This is a genomic window from Paraflavitalea speifideaquila (assembly GCF_032395985.1).
GTDB classification, from domain to species: domain Bacteria; phylum Bacteroidota; class Bacteroidia; order Chitinophagales; family Chitinophagaceae; genus Paraflavitalea; species Paraflavitalea speifideaquila.
The window spans coordinates 2,016,298-2,034,443 of record NZ_CP135920.1 but is presented as its reverse complement, the minus strand read 5'-3'; the positions used below and the strand labels follow the sequence as shown (position 1 = coordinate 2,034,443).

The window sequence follows — 18,146 nt, the reverse complement described above, 5'->3', positions numbered from 1 at the left end:
GGCCAGATATAGGCCTGGTTGGAAGGAGCAACAGGTGTTACTACATATCCGTTGGTGGCTGTTTTACCGGGGAAATCAATCCCAGGCGGGTAATATCCAGGCCACGGATGCCTTCGCCCAGGAACTCGATGTTCCTTTCTTTGATGATGGCATCAACGAGTGCTGCTGAATTGGCGAAATCGGCGGCCGTGAATGTGGTAGCGGCATCGGAGCGGTTGCGCACTGCATTGAGTAAAGCTACGGCCCTGTTATCTACGCCACCAGCATTGCCACGGGCCAGTGCTTCGGCGAGGCTAAGTAATACTTCGGAATAGCGGAGTACGGGGGCCCAATCGAGCCAGGGTGCACCACTGTTGAATTTCTTCAGGTAGGTTTTACCGGAAACGGTATCCATCAGTTTGCGACGACTATCGGTATTCTTCCAGCTCGCATCTCCTGCAATGGCGGACCGGTTGAGGAAGAAGATACCTGCGCCGCCACTGCTGGCGGGGCGGTAATAATGGCCCAGTTGGTTTTGTGTACCAGGCGCATCATTTAAAGTAAAGGGCATGGAGAAAATATTCTCTAAATCGGTGCTGGTACCAGCGAACAGGGTGGTAATGTTGGTAGCCAATGCATGGGCAACGCCTGAATTTGCTTTGAAGGGGGCCGCATCGGACACGATCTTATTAGCCTCGGTAATTACTTTGGCATAATCGCGCATGGCGAGGTAAGCTCTTACTTTTAATGCAATAGCGGTATTGCGGTGAGCCCTGATGGTGCGTGTGGTTGCATCGGACACGGTAACGTTCATGTTGGTCTCGGCGAAATCGAGGTCGTCAATAATCTGCTTGTACACTTCGGCGACGGTAGAAGAAGCGAGGTTGTTGGAACCAGGTCCTTTGATGCCTTTGAGTCGCAGTGGGAGACCGCGTTTGCTTCCATTACCATCCCAATAAGGACGTGCATATAATTGGAGGAGACTATAATAAGCCATGGCCCTGCCAAACCTGGCTTCGCCGTTGAAGACTTTGGCTTTATCTCCTGCTACTGCATTGCCGGTTGCTTCCATCCCATCGAGGAAGAGGTTGGCGCGGTTGATGGCGGTATAAGCGGCGGCCCAGAGGTTGCGGCACTCATCGTCGCCACTGTTGATGGAAAATTCCCAAGGTGCACGTACGGTCACGCGGTTTCCATCGTCGGAAATGAAGTTTTCGCTTCGGCTGTCATTGTAGAGGAAATATCGGCCACCATACATTTGTCCGGATTTGAGGGCTGAATAAATACCTTTTACCTGGTTGTCGATACGGTCGATTGTTTGGAAGGCGGTTACATCCGACAAGCTAGTAGTGGATGTGGGATTTAAGGTGCTTTTCTGGCAGGAAAACAAGACCATCGTAATTCCTCCCACGATTGCCAGCTTAAACATATATTTTTCATGTTCTATTTTTTGTGTGTTGATCGAATAATTAGAATCCAACATTAAGGCCAACAGTAACTATGAGTGCATTGCCCACTGCATTACGGTCTACGCCCTGGTTACCATTGCTGTTGCCGTTGGTGGCTACTTCGGGATCGGGTCCATTGTACTTGGTGAGGACGGCCAGGTTTTGTCCAGACACATAGAACCTTGCACTGGCGATACCCAGTCTTTGAACGAGCTTGGGATCGATGGTGTAACCCAGCGCTATGTTGCGCAGCTTAACGAAATCGCCTTTTTGCACGTTATCGGAAATGGGGTTAGCTGATCCATTGGATACGTTATCACCAAAAACGAGGCGAGGGATATCGGTTATATCACCTGGTTTTTCCAGCGGTTGAGCACGGCTTTTTCGTTGTTCCAGAAACGTTGGTCGCGAATGGTAGCCTGAGTTCCATTGTATACGTAGAAGCCAGCCTGATAGGTGATCAATACGTTCAGATCAAAATTCTTATAGGTGAATGTATTGTCGAACCCGCCATAGATCCTGGGCAGGGGATTGTACATGGGTTTTTGGTCTTTACCGGGATCGATAGCCGGTGCCACTGTACCATCTTTCATGTAGGTATATTTTTGTCCTGTGGGTCCAGCGTGGTTGTACAATATCTTTTCGCCGGCGTTGTTGATGAATATGCGGCGACCTGTTTGAGGGTCAACGCCAGCAGTTGGGAGCAGGTAAAAGTAACCAAGGGCATAGCCAGGCATGGTGATGTTAGCAGTTTCGAGGCCTGTGACATTTGTAATAAAAGGTACGCCGGGGGCCAGTTTGGTTACCTCGTTCTTATTGGTAGAAAGATTAAAGGAGGTATTCCAGCGGAAATCCTTTTGGGAAACGGGTGTAGCATTGAGGGTTATTTCAATACCCTGGTTGTACATTTCACCGATGTTCATGAGGGGGTTGTTGGGCATACCTGTGGAGGGGGCCTGTGAAACCCGCAGGAGGAGACCGTCGATGTTGTTTTTATAATAGGCGAATACGCCGCTGATCTTGTTGTTGAATAACTCGAAAGTAAATCCAACGTCGGTCTTTTGCTGGTTTCCCAAGTAAGGTTGGGGTTACCAGCCTGTGTAAAGTTCAGTGTGGCAGTTCCGTTATAGGTGCCTGCACCATAAAAGGAATAGGAACCAAAGTTGTCGATACCGGAAATATTACCGGCTGTACCATAAGAACCTCTCAGCTTTAAGCTATTTACAACCTTACCAAGTGGGCTATTGGCAAAGAATTTTTCCTGTGCGATATCCCAACCAGCTGCGAAGCTGTAGAAGTTACCATATTCGAGTCCATCGGCAAAAGCAGAATAGCCATCGCGGCGGAATGATCCGCTCAAGAAGTATTTCTTGTCGAATTCATAGTTGAGGCGGGAGAATCCGCTCCAGAGGTAGTTTTCACCGATGCCCATACCCGTTGCAGTTTGAGCCTGCCAGCCGCCTTGAATGTTGGAGACGAAGGGATCGCTTAGCTGGGTGCGGTTGATACCATAGCTTTCGGTGGTGCTGCGCTGTTGCTCGGTACCAACGAGTAAGGATACGGCATGTTTATCGAAGAAGGTATGGTCATATTGAGCAGTAGTAGTCCACACCCAACGTTTCATTTTGTTGAGTAAGGCAAAGGTTGATCCATTTGGGAATCCATCACCAATGATGGGGGTACTGAAAGCGCGGTTATCAATATTGAGGTAGTCGATACCGTAGTTGGTACGAAGAGTAAGATCGGGAATGGGTTTGAACTGGAGGTATACATTCCCCTGGATATGGTCGTTCTCGTTGTTAGAATAGTTGTTGTCGATAATGGGAACTGGATTCCAGAAGGAAATGGCATCCTTGTTGTTCATTTTACCGATGGCGTTACCAACGACGTTGTAGGTACCATCATTGTTGTAGGGGAGATATTGGGGGCAGGGCCAAAGCAAGACGAGCGAGGCCTGCCGATGCGAAGGCGGCGCCGGGAAGTGAACCAGAGTTAGCAGCAGCCTTATTGAATTCGTTGGAATAGTTTGCATTCAAACCAACAGACAGTCTTTTATTGACGCGGTGGTCGACATTAAATCGGACATTCTTGCGGTTGAAAGAGTTTTTCAGGATGATACCTTGCTGATCGGTATAACCAGCCGAGAAATAAAAGGTAGTAGCATCGCTACCACCGGAGATGGCTACGTTGTGGTTGTGCGAAAATGAGTTGCGGTATGCGTAATCGTACCAATCGGTATCAATATCTTTCCATCGGGCCCTTGAGCAGGCAGGAAACCTGGGGGCTGGGCAGGGGAAGAGTTGGCGAGGCCTTCGTTCTTGACCTCCATATATTCTTTGGCATTGAGCATATCCCAGAGGCGGGTTGGTTTGGACCATGCTGCCCAACCATCGTAGGTAACTTTGGCTTTACCGCGTTTACCTTTTTGGTGGTAATGAGTACCACGCCATTGGCACCCCGGCTACCATAGATAGCGGTAGCGGCCGCGTCTTTGAGGATGTCCATGCTTTCGATATCGGCGGGATTTACGCTGGCCAGTGGGTTGGAAGCGGCGAAACCACTACTTTGGTTGTCGGTAAAGGTGGGGATGCCATCAATTACGATCAATGGGTAAGAGGAGAGGTTGATGGAGTTGGTACCACGGATGCGGAAAACCGGAGGGTTGTTGACGACCCCGTTGGGAATGGTGATCTGTACACCTGCCGCACGACCGCCCAAAGAAGCTTCGAAGCTGGGAGCCGGCTTATCGGCAATGGCCGCTCCTTTCACGGTGGTAATATTCGCAGTAACTGAATTTTTCTTTTGTGTACCATAACCCACTACGACTACTTCCTGGAGTTCTTTATCGAGTGACTTCAGGGTAACGTTGATGGAAGTACGGGTACCGATAGCAATTTCTGAGGAGCTTAAGCCTACAGAAGAAATAACCAGGATCCTGGCTGAGGTTGGAACGGTGATAGAAAAGGCGCCCTCGCTATTGGTGGTAGCACCTGTATTGCTACCCTTGATCATAACAGAAGCGTTGGGGATGGGGCCACCATTTTCGTCTGTAACTTTACCGGTTATTACCCGGGTTTGGGCCAACAGTGAGCCAGTTAGCAGCAACATGCTGACCATAAACGCCAGCGTTTTTCTCATGCTCATTTCGTTTCGTATTTAGGAATGATTAAAAACATAGTTGTCCACTGTACATAGTAATGCCCTAACAATGAGGCATAGGTATAGCCTATGTTGACCATCGGTCAACATTAACCGTTATAACAATTTCATGGCTTAAGCAAACGGGTAATTACCCGCAGATGAGAACGGCGTATGACCGGCTACTGTAAGTCAACCGGCAATACTTCTTATTTTCCATGGCTAAAAAGAGAAACAGGGCCTTCCTGTAGGAGCATACGCAAACCATTACAACGGGTCAGTGACCAGGTGTACACACGTTTGTTTTTTCATGGCTAAAAGGGTAAAGGAACTTCCCTTAAGAAAAGATCATCTGAATGAAACGATGTTGGATTTACCGGCAAAGGGATCGCAAGTGTTCGCATTGAGGTGGAACCTGGCCAGTATTAGTGTTGGTAATTTTCTCATGTGAATTCGTTTTCAAAAAGTCGTTATTGAATTGTTAACCGATACTTGACACCAAATCTAATTGTGGTGCTGCACAAAAAAATTTTTGCAGTTAATATTATATATATAATTGTGTCGCATATATCAACTGAACTGACATTTGCATACGATGAAATTCGTAAAAAGCAGGCTAAACTACATCCATACTATTACATTATGCAGCATCATTATACATTAGTGATCGTCGGCGGTGGCCCAATAGGGTTAGCCTGTGGGTTGGCAGCCAGGCAAGCGGGGCTGGATTATTTGGTGATTGAAAAGGGATGTTTGACGAATTCGTTGTTCAATTATCCTTTGAACATGACGTTTTTCTCGACCTCGGAGCGACTGGAAATTGGCGGAGTGCCTTTTGTATCGAATCATGTAAAGCCTACGCGACCGGAAGCGCTGGAATATTACCGGCGGGTGGCGCTGTCGAACGAGCTTAAGATCCATTTGCAGGAAGAAGTGCAAGGTATTGAAGAGGATGGAGAAGGCTACCGGGTGAGGAGTTCGCGCGGGGCGTATACGGCACGCTATATTATTATTGCCACGGGGTTTTATGATATCCCTAAACTGCTGGATATACCGGGAGAGGAATTGGGCAAGGTGGTACATTATTATAAGGAAGCGCATTTCTATGGGTTGCAAAAGGTGGTGGTAGTAGGGGCCAGTAACAGCTCGGTAGATGCTGCGTTGGAAACCTGGCGTAAGGGTGCGGAAGTAACGATGGTGGTACGGAAGGAAAAGATCGGTGACCGGGTAAAATACTGGGTGAAGCCGGATATTGAAAACCGGATCAAAGAAGGAAGTATCAAGGCGTATTTTAATTCTACGTTATTGGCGATCCGGGACAAGGAAGTAGACCTTCAAACGCCTTATGGGGTGGTAACGATCGAGAATGATTATGTGATTGCCTTAACGGGGTATCAGCCCAATTTTGATTTCCTACGGCGGATGGGCATCCAACTATCGGAGGATGGGCTGCTGCAACCTACTTATAATGCTGATACGATGGAAACGAACCTGCGCAATGTGTACCTGGCGGGGGTGGTATGCGGGGGTATGAATACGCATGTGTGGTTTATTGAAAATTCGAGGATACATGCGGATAAGATTGTGGGGGAGATTGTGCGAAGGCAGTCGTGAATGGTGCACACTGTTGTTTCGAGTGGTGAATGGTGAGTAGCTAGTGGTTGGTGGTAAATTCAAACTTTGGGCTTCAGGCTGCGGTCGTCGTATTCAAACTTCAGATCCCGGGCCTATGAGTTGGTACCTGGAGGTTCATTCTTTTCTATATACATAGATCTCTACTCTCCTATTTTGTTGGCGGCCGGTGGGTGTTTTATTGGAGGCAATGGGTTTCAGGAAGGCAAACCCACGGGTAATGAAATTGGTTTTGGCCGACGGTAATTTTGCCAGGATGTATTGTTTTACTGCTGCTGCGCGGTTGGCGGACAATGTTTCGTTGTAGGTTAATTTTCCCACGCTATCGGTATGGCCTTCGATCACCACGGAGTCGATGTTATAGGTTGCGAGCTTATTGGAAAAGCTGTCGAGCAAGGCGTGGCTATTGGGTGATAAACGGGCGCTGGCGGTGGCAAAAATATATCGGGAATGACGAGGGTGTCGATGTGTTGCCTGGGTATTGGGGAGCGGTTGACGGTGGGAGGCAATGGGATGATGGCTGGGGATTTTTGGTATTGGTATAAACCTGTCTTTTCAGGAATTCATGTCGCTGGCTCTCATTATAAATAGCTGCTTTGACGCTATCGGCCTGGGGGCAAAGGCGCTCGCGGGGATCGAGGGGTACGAGGGATACGGCATCGAGAAAGACCTGGTACTCGCGCTGAAAATCGGGACTGCCTTTGAACCGGTATTCTTTGCGGTTGAAGCTGCCGATGGTGATAAAACCTTCTTCACCCGTAGCGGTATAGATGAGTCTCACTTTTTGCCAATTGTAGGGATCGGCTTCTAAGGTATCCAAGGCATTGGTCGCCCACAATTGTGGTTGGAGTTGTTTAAAATTCTTTTTCTCGAAGAGGAAATCGCCGGCACTAAAGTAAATGGCTATGCTATCGAGTATATCCTGACGCGAGCGTAACCAAAACTGTAACTGGTACTGGTGGCCTGGTTGGAGGGCACATAGTAGCCGGGTGCGAATGAAGTTGTGTACGCCTCGCTGGTATGCATCGCCGGCAGACAAGCCCACAAAATGGGTGCCCTCAAAAGCTTTACCCGGGGTGTAATAGTAATAATTGGCCCATAGGGAATTGGCGATCCAGGCTTCGGGGGCGCAGTTGTGCTTGTATTCCACGCAAATGTTCTCTTCTTCAAAACCGCCATTGGGGATGAGGTTTTGTGATTGGGTGGGGAGGCATGCAAAGCATAATATTGCAATGGTTGTTAATCGCATAACTATACAACTGACGAATACGGATCAACAAAGGTTGGCTTTTTAGTTGAAATGTTGAAAAGGGTAGCCCCGTGGCTTTTTTGTGTTCTTTTGCACTCTCCTTCTGTTCTTTTGCCTTGAATACTCTTTCGTTCTTTTGCCTTGATGCAAAAGAACCAAAAATCAAGTCTGCCCCGATCCCTCCGGGCGGCCAGACGGGCCTACTCCTCCCCAGGTGCAGCTTCGTTTATTTTTTCAGCAGCAATTAGATTTGAATGACCAGTAGGCTCGAATGGGCACAAGTACGCATCTGCACAAACCTACGCTGCAAACTTGCGCCAAAACCTGGCATACTTGCGTCAACAATTGAGCCGCTCTACAGCGCTGCATACGCCAAGGCTACAGAGCGACCCACCCTTAAGCGGCAGCTTGCGCCAGGGGTGTGCCAACAATTAAAATGCTCCATGTTGAATACTCAATGTTCAATGATCAGGGCTGGCTATTCACTCTGCTCTTCCCAGATCATAGCGAGGTGAACGATGGTTTCGACGCTCTTTTGCATGTCTTGTACGCTTACGAATTCGTGTTTGCCATGGAAGGCCATTTCGCCGGTAAATAAATTGGGGCAAGGCAATCCCATAAAGGAAAGTCTAGAGCCATCGGTACCGCCCCGGGCACTCATTTCAATGACAGGGATGCCTGCGCGTTGGATGGCAGCTATGGCATTGGCCGAAACCTGGGGATGGTTGTCCAACACTTCTTTCATGTTGCGGTATTGTTCTTTGACGACAAAATCGGCTTTGGCGCCAGGGAATTTCATTAGAGCTGATTCGAGCTCATCACGCAATGAGTTTTCGTAGGCGGCTAGTTTGTGGGTATAGAAATCGCGGATGATGAATTGGATGGTGACCTTTTCGGCAATGCCTTCTATGTGGACGGGGTGAACAAAACCGTAGCGATCTTCGGTGGTTTCGGGTGACCAGGCATCTTTGGGCAGGAGGTCGAGGAAATAAGCAGCGACCTTGATGGCATTCACGAGTTTGTCTTTGGCATATCCGGGATGGGCGCTGATGCCATGGAAGGTAATGGTGACGGCATCGGCGGAAAAGGTTTCGGCTTCAAAAGAACCACGTTCTCCCCATCGAGTGTATAGGCAAAATCGGCGCCCAGTTTTTGGAGATCGATATTGTCTACACCATGTCCAATTTCTTCGTCGGGGGTAAATAATATTTTAACAGGGCCATGTTGTATGCCGGGATGGGTCAGGAGGTAATGGGCCATGTCAATGATGACAGCAATGCCTGCTTTGTCGTCGGCACCCAGTAAGGTGGTACCGGAAGCGGTGATGATGTCCTCTCCTATTTTTTTGCGGAGGTAGGGATGATCGGCGGGTGAAATAATTTGTGTGGGATCGTCGGGCAATTGGATATCTCCGCCATCATAGTTTTGGTGTATAATGGGTTTTACGCCAGTGCCTGTACAATCGGGTGCGGTATCCATGTGGGCGCAGAAGCAGATGACGGGCACTTGTTTGGGGGTATTGGCTGGGATGGTGGCATATACATAACCAAAAGGATCGAGGTGGGCATCGGCCAGGCCCATTTGTTGTAGTTCTTGTACAAGCAGGCGGCCCAGTGTTTTCTGTTTTTCGGTAGAAGGGAACGTTTTTGATTGGGGATCGCTCTGGGTATCTATCTGCACATAACGTATAAAATTTTCCTTTACGGTAAACTGGTAATTATCGAACATGCCATTGTATTTTTGGCAAGATATACTATTATGGCATTACCTAATAATCGGGCACCTGTAATTAAACAAGGATGGGTGCGGGCGCTCGTTTTTTTGATCGCATACCCCGGTATCTATTTCGTGGTCAGCGCAGGCGCTGGTGTGGCCTGGGCGCTGCAACATCCCGGCAGTCCCACGGAAGTATTGCTTAATGATCCGATGCTGAACATCGTGATATTGGTTTCGAGCAGTATCTTATCGATTGGGATGGTATGTTTGTTCCGGCGGTTGATTGACCGAAAATCGATCTTCAGTATGGGCTTCAGCTGGAAGGGGCAAGGGCGGTATGCGGGGGTAGGAATTGTACTGGCGCTGGTGTTGCTGGGAGCCGGATCGCTGATCTTGTATTGGACGGAGCATATTGACTGGCTGGATACGCGGTTGGATGGGGGCGCTTTGTTGACGGGATTGGTGCTTTTTATGCTCACGGCGCTGAGTGAGGAGATGGTTTTCAGGGGTTATATTTTAAACAACCTGCTTACTTCGTTCAACAAATGGGCAGCACTGGGTGTGGCATCGTTGCTTTTTACGCTTGTGCACCTGGGCAATGCGGCGCTTAACCCGGTAGCCTTGTTGAATTTATTGGCAGGCGGGGTATTGCTGGGTATCAATTATATCTATACGCGTAATCTTTGGTTTTCGATCTGTTTCCATTTTACCTGGAATTTTTTCCAGGGAGCGGTATTGGGTTATGCAGTGAGTGGGCTGGGTATAGAAAGTATCTGGCAAATGGATCGAAAAGGGGATGGGTTGTTGACAGGCGGGGCCTTTGGATTTGAAGGGTCGATGGTGGCTACCGGGTTGTTGGTACTGGCAGTTCTTTTGTGTTGGTGGTGGCAACAGGGGAATGAGAAAATTAGTAAATGAAGCAATGAGAAAACGCCTATTAGCAGGCATTTGTCAGGCATCATCAGGGTGAGCCGCCTTTAAGTCGCCTTCGAGAGGCAGGATGACGGTCAATAAGTATAGGCTGACATAAGCAATAAAAAGTCCCGCCGAAGCGGGACGGACCATCTAACTACTACTATGATCATTAAATCTATGAGCATCGAGCTGTGAGCATACGGATGAAATAAAGAATCGTTTAACGTCCTTTGGCAGTATGTTTCTTTTTGGCTGTGGATTTGGTGGATGCTGGTTCTTCTGCCGGCTGGGCTACGACTTCATCCGGGTAAACTGTTTTACCCAAGGGAATAGCCAGATCGCCAAAAACATTGGGCAGGAGATAAGCGACGCTTTCCATGGAATTATGGCTTACATCGATAAATTTCCAGGTTTCGCCTGCATCGAGTGATTGGCCGACCAGGTAGGAGGTAATGATGGCCTTTTATCGTTGATAAAGGTTTGACGTACCTTTTCGACGACGCATTGCCATTGGTCGATCTCATTACGGATCTCAATAACCCTGATTGATTCGGGTTTTTCTTCGAGTTTGGGTTCATTGCGGAAATAAATGAGTACTACCCGTTCCTTAAATTGTACGGGCCCACCGTAATATTTAATGGCCGAGGGACAACTTAAATCCATGAAGGTTTTCCAATCCTGGTAAAAATTGGCCTTCACGATGCTGTCGGCATATCTGAGAGCATTGCGGGTAGCAATGGCAGTGTCGGACTCCTGGGCATGGGAAGACCGGGCACCCAGCAGGAATAGGGATACAAGGATAGTGGTGTAAAAGACTTTCATAGGGTATAAACTTTGGGGCCAAAATATAAAAAAGCCCGGTAAGTTCATACCGGGCTTTTACTATGGTAAAATGCAGTTTCCTGCACAGTAAATCAAGGCATTATGATGCGGGAAGCACCACCACCGATGGAAACGAGCTCAATATCAAAAATGAGGGCTTCACCGGCCAGGGGATGGTTGGCATCGAGGATCACGGTATCTTCTTTGATATCGGTGATTACCACGGGAATAACCTGCCCAGATCCGTTGGTCATGTTGAGGCGCATGCCGAGTTCGGGCTTCATATCATCGGGGAAGTTGGATTTGGGAAACTCAACGAGCATACCTGGATCTTTGGGGCCATAGGCTTGTTCGACAGGTATTTCAATGGTCCTTTTTTTCACCAATGGCCATCCCTGTAATGCCTGTATCAAATCCGGCAATTACAGCGCCACTGCCTACTTCGAATTCGAGTGGTTCACGGCCTTCCGAAGAATCAAATGTAGTTCCATCCGTTAAACGGCCATGGTAGTGAACTTTAACTGTATCACCAGCTTTTGCTTGTTGCATCACAAATAATTTTATAATAGTTATTTAAAACGGCAGTTACCAACTCGTTTCTAATCGGCCTCGACAAGAAAACAGACCGGCCACCTGGGCAAAGTAACGGGAAAAAACCAGAAGACAATTCAGGATACAGGATTTGAGGCAGGCTTTTGGGCCGGGATAGTAGTTGCCGGATACCTGTTACCAGATGCCGGAAGGTAGTTGGCCGTTTTTCATTTAACAGGTTCGGGCTACTGGAAAGGAGTAAGGGGCTAGTAGCAGGCAGAAAAAACTATCTTTGATGCTCAATTACTTAAAGCTATGCATAGGATTGTTATCATTTTGATAATAAGCGCCCTGGGATTGGGTGCGGGCTCAAGGGGAGGCAGGGATCAGCCGGGGGCGGCGCTGAAAGGCGATGGGGCATATGGCCGGCCTATAAGAGACGATGTGGTGGTGCCTGGCGCCGAGCGATTGGATCAATACTTACCACGGCTGCAAGGAAAACGGGTGGGGATATTTGCCAACCATACTTCGGTAATCGGTCAGCAAAATCTGGTAGATGTATTGAAGGGTAAGGGGGTGCATATTACGGTGATCTTTGGGCCGGAGCATGGGTTCCGTGGCACAGCAGATGCGGGTGAAAAAGTGGGGAATTATACGGACGGGCAAACGGGGATACCGGTAGTTTCGCTGTATGGCTCTAAACACGGCCCATCGGCCACTGATCTACAACATGTAGATGTGCTGCTTTTTGATATTCAGGATGTGGGCACGCGTTTCTATACTTATATTTCTTCGCTACAGGAGTATATGGAAGCGGCGATCGAAAACAATAAACCGCTGATCATTCTTGACCGCCCCAACCCCAATGGGTTTTACGTGGATGGGCCGGTATTGGATACGGCTTTCCGGTCGTTTGTAGGCATGCAGCCTGTGCCCATTGTTTATGGCATGACGATTGAGAGTACGCTTATATGCTGGCAGGGGAAAATTGGTTGAGTAAACCGGTTACGGGGCCTATCAATATCCCAGCTTCGCCCGAGCGTGCGGCTATGGAAAGAAGGCGGGCACCAGCTAGTAGTAAATCCTTTTCGCTGACGATCATTCCTTGTCTAAATTATACGCATACCAGTAAATACATTCTGCCGGTAAAGCCCTCCCCTAACCTACCAGAAATCCAATCGATCTACTGGTATCCCTCTACTTGTTTTTTGAAGGGACGGTATTGAGTGAAGGGAGGGGTACAGATAAACCATTCCAGTTATTTGGACATCCCAGTTTACCGAAAACGTTGGCCTCCTTTACACCACATAGTAAACCAGGTGCTACGAACCCCAAGTTAAAGGACCAGTTGTGTTATGGTTGGGACCTGCGGGGTGATGTAGCAGGGGTATTGTCCAAAGTAGACAGCCGTGTACAGATCAAATATTTGTTGGAAGCCTATCAACAATTTCCACAGAAGGATAGTTTTTTCCTGAACAAAGGGAACTTTTTCAATAAGCTGGCTGGTAATAATATCCTGCTACAGCAAGTGAAGGAAGGGAAAACAGAGGCTGAGATCCGGAAGAGTTGGGAGCCAGGGTTGAGTCAATTTAAGGAGATCAGGAAGAAGTATTTGTTGTATGAGGATTTTTGAAAGGCAACAAGGGGCACCAGGCCGGCAGCACACCGGGGTTTTCTGATGAAGGTGAGCCGCTCTACAGCGCTGCATACGCCAAGGCTGCAGAGCGACCCACCTTTAAGGGACAGCTTGCGCCAGGGGCGGCTTTTCTGTTCCTTTGCCAGGGGTGCCTGGGGCACTTTTTATATGTTCTTTTGCCTTGATGCAAAAGAACCAAAAGATCAAGTCTGGACCGATCCCCTCCGGGCGGCCAGACGGGCTCACCCCTCCCCTGTGCAACTTTGGTTATTGTTTTAGGCGACCTGTAGGTTTGAATGACTGGTAAACTTACTGTTCGGTTGGGGTACCAGGACGGCGGCACACCGGGGTTTTCTGATGAAGGTGAGCCGCTCTACAGCGCTGCATACGCCAAGGCTGCAGAGCGACCCACCTTTAAGGGACAGCTTGCGCCAGGGGCGGCTTTTCTGTTCTGTTGCCAGGGGTGCCTGGTGGCGCTTTTATATGTTCTTTTGCCTTGGTGCAAAAGAACCAAAAGATCAAGTCTGGCCCGATCCCTCCGGGCGGCCAGACGGGCCTGCTCCTCCCCAGGTGTAGGGTTGGTTATTGTTTTAGGCGACCTGTAGGTTTAAATGACTGTTAAACTTACAGGTCGGTTGGGGTACCAGGACGGCGGCACACCGGGGATTTCTGATGAAGGTGAGCCGCTCTACAGCGCTGCATACGCCAAGGCTGCAGAGCGACCCACCTTTAAGGGACAGCTTGCGCCAGGGGCGGCTTTTCTGTTCTTTTGCCAGGGGTGCCTGGGGGCACTTTTTATATGTTCTTTTGCCTTGATGCAAAAGAACCAAAAGATCAAGTCTGGCCCGATCCTCCGGGCGGCCAGACGGGCTTGCTCCTCCTCCTGTGTAGGGTTGGTTATTGTTTTGGGCGACCTGCGGGTTTGAATGACTGGTAAACTTACTGTTCGGTTGGGGTGCAAAGACGGCGGCACACCGGGGGTTTCTGATGAAGGTGAGCCGCTCTACAGCGCTGCATACGCCAAGGCTGCAGAGCGACCCACCTTTAAGGGACAGCTTGCGCCAGGGGCAGCTTTTCTGTTCTTTTGCCAGGGTGCCTGGTGGCACTTTTTATATGTTCTTTTGCCTTGATGCAAAAGAACCAAAAGATCAAGTCTGGCCCGATCCCGCCGGGCGGCCAGACGGGCCTGCTCCTCCCCAGGTGTAGCTTTGGTTATTTACTTTTGACGACTTGCAGGCTTGAATGAATTGTAAGCTTAATGGCGCATACTTGCGCTAATTGAGATCGTGAATCGGCAATCGTGAATACGTTTGCTTCGAAGGCACAAGTACGCCAGCACACTAAGCCGGGCTGCATACTTGCGCCAGGGGGGCTAAGAGGTGACACCTTTTCGTTTTCGTGGTAAGGGAAAGGTGTCACCTCTTTCCTGATGAAGGTGAGCCGCTCTACAACGCTGCATTTGCCAGTCTGCAGAGCGCCCCACCTTTCGCCAAGGGCAAACAAATAAAATTTGGATGACAGTTCCTTGCGCCAGGAATAGGAGTTCGTGCTTTGAAATAGAATAATCAAATAATCATGATGAATGATCTATTGAAAGATACAAGGATTGTATTTATGGGTACACCGGAGTTTGCGGTGGCTTCGCTGGATGGGTTGGTAAAGGCCGGTGCATGCATTGTAGGGGTGGTAACAGCGCCGGATAAACCGGCCGGCCGGGGCATGAAGCTGACTGAAAGTGCGGTCAAAAAATATGCGGTGGAGCAAGGGTTGCTGGTGCTACAACCGGAAAAGCTGAAAGATGCGGGCTTCCTGGAAACATTGCGGTCTTTAAGGGCAGACCTGCAGGTAGTAGTAGCCTTTAGGATGTTGCCGGAAGTAGTTTGGAGTATGCCGTCCCTGGGCACTATTAATGTACATGGTTCCTTGTTGCCGCAATACCGTGGAGCCGCGCCCATTAACTGGGCAGTGATCAATGGTGAAAAGGAAACGGGGGTAACGACGTTTAAATTGCAGCATGCAATCGATACAGGAAATATTTTGTTGCAGGACAGTTTTGCGATTGGTGAAGATGATACAGCTGGCGATGTGCACGATTATATGAAGGAGGTTGGCGCCAAACTACTGGTAAAAACGGTGGAAGGGCTGGTGAGTGGAACGATTGAGGAGAAGGCGCAGGAATCGGGAACGGAACATGGTGCGGGTGTGGAGCTACGGCATGCACCGAAGATCTTCACGGAAACGGCTAAGATCGATTGGCATAAAACTTCGTTTGAAATACATAACCTGATCCGTGGTTTGTCGCCCTATCCGGGAGCGTTTACTTATCTGCAGGACAAAATGCTGAAGATCTATCGCTCGAAAAAGAGATCGCACCTCCTACGATCCCACAGGGTACGGCAGATACAAACGGGAAGACGTATCTTAAATTTGCCTGTGCAGATGGCTATATCCATGTGCTGGACCTACAACTGGAAGGGAAAAAAGGATGACGATCGAGGAGTTTTTGCGGGGGTTTCGGTTTTAACCATACAGAACACAGTATACAGAATTCAGAATACAGAATCGTTTGCTTGAGGGGCACTAGTACGCCTAGACACCAGACTGGGCGGTGTAGTTGCACCAGGGGCTAAGAGGAGACACCTTTCCCTCGTCACGAAAACGAAAAGGTGTCACCTCTTTCCTGCATCTCTTTCCAGATGAAGGTGAGCCGCACTCCAACCCTGCATTTACGGCGCGACAGAGCGCGACCCACCTTTGTACTTTGCACCAGGAGATGAATACAGAATCGTGTGCTTCGATTTTGAGCTATTATAAGAAAAAAAGCTGCTGGGGTATCCAGCAGCTTTTTTTGATTCGTTTATGATGTATTAGCCCAGAGCTTAAAGCACGTAGCTAGTAGCTCGTGGCTTAGTATTTTACGTCTACATAGAACTTTCCATTTTCGGCGCCCAGCTCTGAGGCCGCGGCATCGTTGAGGCGAACGGTGAGGCCGAGGCTTTCTTTCATTTCGGGCAGTTGTCCCAATACCTTGGCATAGACGGTTTTTTGGGTAGAAGAAAAAGTGATCTTCACAATGGTGCCTATGGGTACATTGTTCATGAGTGCATAGAACTTACCATCTTTCCAACCGCTGGTGCTTCTGAAGATACCGGCATTGCCTGTAACGATCTTACCTGTTTCACCATATTGGGACCTGAAATAACCGCCTTTGAAATTCACATTGGCGGAGGTATTGTTGTTGGTTGTTGGACCGGCGCCAGGGGTAGTAGCTACGGGTGTAGTGGGGGCCGGTGCAGGGGTAACGGGTTTTTCGGCTGTTTTTCGGCAGGCTTTTCCACTGGTTTTTCAGCCGGTGTTGTAACAGGTGTGGTGGTTTTCGGCTCTTCGGTCTTTACCGTACCGGTGGTGGTTTCCTTTACGGGATTGGTAGCAGGTGGATTGACCGGAGGATTGGTGGTAACAGGTGTTTCTTTTAGGTTCTTCTTTGGCCGGTTCCTTTGCGGGTTCGGTTTTAGCTATTGGCGGAGCTGGGGTAACCGCTGTTATTTTGCTGACACCGGACGCCGCCAATGCAGATTGACCTTGCTTTACTTTGAGGTAACCCACGATGATGTTCATACCAGACTTGAGCTGGTCGTTGGTGATGTTGTTCCATTTTTCCAGGTTGGCCACAGGTACTTTGTTGTGGTTTTGGCTGATGCGGTAGAGCCATTCTTTGTCCTGCACGGTATGGTATAGGGGCACAAACACTTCATCGGCTGCCTTGGCGCCATCGACGGATAAATTGGTGGTCAGGGGAATCTTCAATGATTGCCCGATGGCCAGGGGTTTATCCATGGTAGTAGCGTTGAGGGGAGCTATTTCTTTGGGGCTTACATTGTACAAACGTCCGATACTATACCAGTTCTCTTTGGCCGCCACGGTGTGGGTGAGGTAAATTGAAGGAGATACGCCCTGCACTTTGAGCTGCTGGGCGCCCACCAAATTGGTCAAGAGTACAAAAACAACAATTAATACATTGATTTTCAACATAGACATGAATTTCGTAACGGTGCAAAGATGTAAAATATTTTAATTGTTTCCGCTTTTCAATATCCTCCATGCGGAAGGATAGTAATTGTTAATGCGATTGGCCAGGAGCTTCACCCAACCCAATGTAATGCCTTGGTATTTTATCAGTGCCCAGCCTGTATGGGGGTAGCTATTTTAACTTCCTCCCTCCTCAAATATTGTAAGGCTTCTTCCTTATTTAACGATACAGCAACAATATTTTCGGCTAACAAGTTGCTTAATGCCAATGGATGATCGGGGACGAGGGTATTACCTGCTATTTTACCAATTATTATACCGGCTTTGCGCAAGTAAAGGTGTTCTGCTGTGATGTGGAGCTCCTGTTCGAGTGAAGCCGGGAAAGCAATGATCATATCGGCTTGTTTCCACAGTTGAACAGGTAACTGGTCCTTTAGCCAAGGTTGAATGATGGCTGTTTCGGTTTTGGACAGTTTTTGCCATTTTGTTTTTTGGGTGGGCGTACGGTATTGGGGGTGCTGCCGGTTTTACGAAAGCAAGCGAGGAAGAAGCCCTCCCCTTTCACCTGATCGGGAAAAAAGCGGTACCCGGCGGCCTTGGTTTCGCTTTGGACTTCTACGATGCCCCAAGCGGGATCGATGCTGAGGGGCAGGCTTTCGACTTCCAACTCCTGCATCAACCAATCCATTATTTGCTCATCTTCTTCCTTGGAATAGGAACAGGTGGAATAGATGAGTACACCACCTTCTTTGAGGGTTGCCCAGCTATCGGCCAATATGCGTTGCTGACGCTGGGTACATAGGTGTACATTTTGTTCGCTCCATTCTGCAATGGCTTCTTCATCGCGCCGGAATAAACCACTGCCACTGCAGGGCGCATCGACCACCAATACATCAAAGAAGTTTTCGAGCCGTGCAAAGTGGGCGGGATCGTTGTTGGTAACGATGGTATTGGCCGTGCCCCATTTGGTGAGGTTCTCTTCCAGGATGGCTGCCCTGGATTTGATAACATCATTGCTGACCAGGAGGCTGGTAGGTGTAATGAGGATTGG

General features: G+C 48.8%; 24 protein-coding genes. 6 read left to right on the top strand and 18 right to left on the bottom strand.

What is annotated here, in order from left to right; translation table 11 throughout:
• Positions 1 to 40 precede the first annotated feature (40 nt).
• From RS881_RS14065 to RS881_RS14045, 5 genes are all read right to left on the bottom strand, one after another.
• Positions 41 to 1,408, bottom strand: a complete 1,368-nt coding sequence (locus RS881_RS14065) for a RagB/SusD family nutrient uptake outer membrane protein (protein WP_315821654.1) — start codon at positions 1,406 to 1,408, stop codon at positions 41 to 43.
• A gap of 40 nt (positions 1,409 to 1,448) precedes the next feature.
• Positions 1,449 to 1,703 (bottom strand): hypothetical protein, encoded by a 255-nt coding sequence (locus RS881_RS14060; RefSeq protein WP_315821653.1) that lies wholly within the window; start codon positions 1,701 to 1,703, stop codon positions 1,449 to 1,451.
• A gap of 68 nt (positions 1,704 to 1,771) precedes the next feature.
• Positions 1,772 to 2,446, bottom strand: coding sequence for a SusC/RagA family TonB-linked outer membrane protein (locus RS881_RS14055; protein ID WP_315824475.1), 675 nt, complete (start codon positions 2,444 to 2,446; stop codon positions 1,772 to 1,774).
• A complete protein-coding gene (locus RS881_RS14050) occupies positions 2,347 to 3,291 on the bottom strand; it encodes a TonB-dependent receptor domain-containing protein (RefSeq protein ID WP_315821652.1) in 945 nt (314 codons plus the stop codon). Before RS881_RS14050 ends, RS881_RS14055 begins: the two co-directional genes overlap by 100 nt.
• Positions 3,292 to 3,665: 374 nt before the next feature.
• Positions 3,666 to 4,565, bottom strand: coding sequence for a TonB-dependent receptor plug domain-containing protein (locus tag RS881_RS14045; protein WP_315821651.1), 900 nt, complete (start codon positions 4,563 to 4,565; stop codon positions 3,666 to 3,668).
• A gap of 702 nt (positions 4,566 to 5,267) precedes the next feature.
• Here RS881_RS14045 and RS881_RS14040 point away from each other — a divergent pair.
• A complete protein-coding gene (locus RS881_RS14040; protein ID WP_315821650.1) occupies positions 5,268 to 6,179 on the top strand; it encodes a YpdA family putative bacillithiol disulfide reductase in 912 nt (303 codons plus the stop codon).
• 135 nt (positions 6,180 to 6,314) lie between these two features.
• On the opposite strand, the gene RS881_RS14035 is transcribed toward RS881_RS14040, so the two are convergent.
• The 4 genes from RS881_RS14035 to pepT form a co-directional block, all read right to left on the bottom strand.
• Positions 6,315 to 6,593 (bottom strand): OmpA family protein, encoded by a 279-nt coding sequence (locus RS881_RS14035; protein WP_315821649.1) that lies wholly within the window; start codon positions 6,591 to 6,593, stop codon positions 6,315 to 6,317.
• A 7-nt stretch (positions 6,594 to 6,600) separates the two neighbouring features.
• Complete coding sequence (locus RS881_RS14030) at positions 6,601 to 7,446, bottom strand: hypothetical protein (RefSeq protein ID WP_315821648.1); 846 nt, start codon at positions 7,444 to 7,446, stop codon at positions 6,601 to 6,603.
• A 478-nt stretch (positions 7,447 to 7,924) separates the two neighbouring features.
• Entirely contained in the window at positions 7,925 to 8,497 is a 573-nt protein-coding gene (locus tag RS881_RS14025; RefSeq protein ID WP_315824474.1) for a M20/M25/M40 family metallo-hydrolase, read from the bottom strand.
• Positions 8,458 to 9,174 carry a tripeptide aminopeptidase PepT gene (gene pepT, locus RS881_RS14020; protein ID WP_315821647.1) on the bottom strand — a complete coding sequence of 239 codons (717 nt, stop codon included), beginning with the start codon at positions 9,172 to 9,174 and terminating at the stop codon, positions 8,458 to 8,460. The genes RS881_RS14025 and pepT overlap by 40 nt, the downstream gene beginning before the upstream one ends.
• A 75-nt stretch (positions 9,175 to 9,249) precedes the next feature.
• Here pepT and RS881_RS14015 point away from each other — a divergent pair, with 75 nt between their 5' ends.
• Positions 9,250 to 10,080, top strand: a complete 831-nt coding sequence (locus RS881_RS14015) for a CPBP family intramembrane glutamic endopeptidase (protein WP_315821646.1) — start codon at positions 9,250 to 9,252, stop codon at positions 10,078 to 10,080.
• Between the two features lie 217 nt (positions 10,081 to 10,297).
• Here the strand turns inward: RS881_RS14015 and RS881_RS14010 are convergent, their stop codons facing one another.
• The 4 genes from RS881_RS14010 to RS881_RS13995 form a co-directional block, all read right to left on the bottom strand.
• Positions 10,298 to 10,456: a hypothetical protein gene (locus RS881_RS14010; protein WP_315821645.1), complete on the bottom strand. Its 159-nt coding sequence runs from the start codon at positions 10,454 to 10,456 to the stop codon at positions 10,298 to 10,300.
• A gap of 11 nt (positions 10,457 to 10,467) precedes the next feature.
• Complete coding sequence (locus RS881_RS14005) at positions 10,468 to 10,899, bottom strand: hypothetical protein (RefSeq protein ID WP_315821644.1); 432 nt, start codon at positions 10,897 to 10,899, stop codon at positions 10,468 to 10,470.
• 92 nt (positions 10,900 to 10,991) lie between these two features.
• Positions 10,992 to 11,285 (bottom strand): FKBP-type peptidyl-prolyl cis-trans isomerase, encoded by a 294-nt coding sequence (locus RS881_RS14000; RefSeq protein WP_315821643.1) that lies wholly within the window; start codon positions 11,283 to 11,285, stop codon positions 10,992 to 10,994.
• Positions 11,263 to 11,448 (bottom strand): FKBP-type peptidyl-prolyl cis-trans isomerase, encoded by a 186-nt coding sequence (locus RS881_RS13995; RefSeq protein WP_315824473.1) that lies wholly within the window; start codon positions 11,446 to 11,448, stop codon positions 11,263 to 11,265. The genes RS881_RS14000 and RS881_RS13995 overlap by 23 nt, the downstream gene beginning before the upstream one ends.
• A 297-nt stretch (positions 11,449 to 11,745) precedes the next feature.
• Between RS881_RS13995 and RS881_RS13990 the strand changes: the two genes are divergently transcribed.
• From RS881_RS13990 to fmt, 3 genes are all read left to right on the top strand, one after another.
• The gene (locus tag RS881_RS13990; RefSeq protein ID WP_315821642.1) at positions 11,746 to 12,426 is read left to right on the top strand and encodes an exo-beta-N-acetylmuramidase NamZ family protein; all 681 of its coding nucleotides are present in this window, start codon (positions 11,746 to 11,748) and stop codon (positions 12,424 to 12,426) included.
• 205 nt (positions 12,427 to 12,631) lie between these two features.
• On the top strand, positions 12,632 to 13,063 hold the full coding sequence (locus RS881_RS13985; protein WP_315821641.1) for a DUF1343 domain-containing protein: 432 nt from the start codon (positions 12,632 to 12,634) through the stop codon (positions 13,061 to 13,063).
• Positions 13,064 to 14,641: 1,578 nt separating this feature from the next.
• The gene (fmt, locus tag RS881_RS13980; RefSeq protein ID WP_315821640.1) at positions 14,642 to 15,640 is read left to right on the top strand and encodes a methionyl-tRNA formyltransferase; all 999 of its coding nucleotides are present in this window, start codon (positions 14,642 to 14,644) and stop codon (positions 15,638 to 15,640) included.
• 333 nt (positions 15,641 to 15,973) lie between these two features.
• On the opposite strand, the gene RS881_RS13975 is transcribed toward fmt, so the two are convergent.
• Positions 15,974 to 16,285: a hypothetical protein gene (locus RS881_RS13975; protein ID WP_315821639.1), complete on the bottom strand. Its 312-nt coding sequence runs from the start codon at positions 16,283 to 16,285 to the stop codon at positions 15,974 to 15,976.
• Between RS881_RS13975 and RS881_RS13970 the strand changes: the two genes are divergently transcribed.
• Positions 16,275 to 16,427 carry a hypothetical protein gene (locus tag RS881_RS13970; protein WP_315821638.1) on the top strand — a complete coding sequence of 51 codons (153 nt, stop codon included), beginning with the start codon at positions 16,275 to 16,277 and terminating at the stop codon, positions 16,425 to 16,427. The genes RS881_RS13975 and RS881_RS13970 overlap by 11 nt on opposite strands.
• Here the strand turns inward: RS881_RS13970 and RS881_RS13965 are convergent.
• The 4 genes from RS881_RS13965 to RS881_RS13950 are packed head-to-tail and all read right to left on the bottom strand — an operon-like array spanning position 16,412 to position 18,080.
• Entirely contained in the window at positions 16,412 to 17,098 is a 687-nt protein-coding gene (locus RS881_RS13965) for a muramidase family protein (protein WP_315821637.1), read from the bottom strand. The two genes, RS881_RS13970 and RS881_RS13965, sit on opposite strands and share 16 nt — an antisense overlap.
• A 39-nt stretch (positions 17,099 to 17,137) precedes the next feature.
• Entirely contained in the window at positions 17,138 to 17,212 is a 75-nt protein-coding gene (locus RS881_RS13960; RefSeq protein ID WP_315824472.1) for a hypothetical protein, read from the bottom strand.
• A 29-nt stretch (positions 17,213 to 17,241) separates the two neighbouring features.
• Positions 17,242 to 17,490: a hypothetical protein gene (locus RS881_RS13955; RefSeq protein ID WP_315821636.1), complete on the bottom strand. Its 249-nt coding sequence runs from the start codon at positions 17,488 to 17,490 to the stop codon at positions 17,242 to 17,244.
• A 38-nt stretch (positions 17,491 to 17,528) separates the two neighbouring features.
• The gene (locus RS881_RS13950; protein WP_315824471.1) at positions 17,529 to 18,080 is read right to left on the bottom strand and encodes an NOL1/NOP2/SUN domain family protein; all 552 of its coding nucleotides are present in this window, start codon (positions 18,078 to 18,080) and stop codon (positions 17,529 to 17,531) included.
• Positions 18,081 to 18,146 lie beyond the last annotated feature (66 nt).

Excerpts from the sequence above, each read along its gene's own strand:
- RS881_RS13955 (WP_315821636.1), bottom strand. The coding sequence starts at position 17,490 with ATGATCATTGCTTTCCCGGCTTCACTCGAACAGGAGCTCCACATCACA.
- RS881_RS14045 (WP_315821651.1), bottom strand. The coding sequence starts at position 4,565 with ATGAGAAAAACGCTGGCGTTTATGGTCAGCATGTTGCTGCTAACTGGC.
- RS881_RS14030 (WP_315821648.1), bottom strand. The coding sequence starts at position 7,446 with ATGCGATTAACAACCATTGCAATATTATGCTTTGCATGCCTCCCCACC.
- RS881_RS13995 (WP_315824473.1), bottom strand. The coding sequence starts at position 11,448 with ATGCAACAAGCAAAAGCTGGTGATACAGTTAAAGTTCACTACCATGGC.
- RS881_RS13965 (WP_315821637.1), bottom strand. The coding sequence starts at position 17,098 with ATGTTGAAAATCAATGTATTAATTGTTGTTTTTGTACTCTTGACCAAT.
- fmt (WP_315821640.1), top strand. The coding sequence starts at position 14,642 with ATGATGAATGATCTATTGAAAGATACAAGGATTGTATTTATGGGTACA.
- pepT (WP_315821647.1), bottom strand. The coding sequence starts at position 9,174 with ATGTTCGATAATTACCAGTTTACCGTAAAGGAAAATTTTATACGTTAT.
- RS881_RS14050 (WP_315821652.1), bottom strand. The coding sequence starts at position 3,291 with ATGAACAACAAGGATGCCATTTCCTTCTGGAATCCAGTTCCCATTATC.
- RS881_RS14010 (WP_315821645.1), bottom strand. The coding sequence starts at position 10,456 with ATGGAAAGCGTCGCTTATCTCCTGCCCAATGTTTTTGGCGATCTGGCT.
- RS881_RS14065 (WP_315821654.1), bottom strand. The coding sequence starts at position 1,408 with ATGTTTAAGCTGGCAATCGTGGGAGGAATTACGATGGTCTTGTTTTCC.
- RS881_RS14005 (WP_315821644.1), bottom strand. The coding sequence starts at position 10,899 with ATGAAAGTCTTTTACACCACTATCCTTGTATCCCTATTCCTGCTGGGT.
- RS881_RS13990 (WP_315821642.1), top strand. The coding sequence starts at position 11,746 with ATGCATAGGATTGTTATCATTTTGATAATAAGCGCCCTGGGATTGGGT.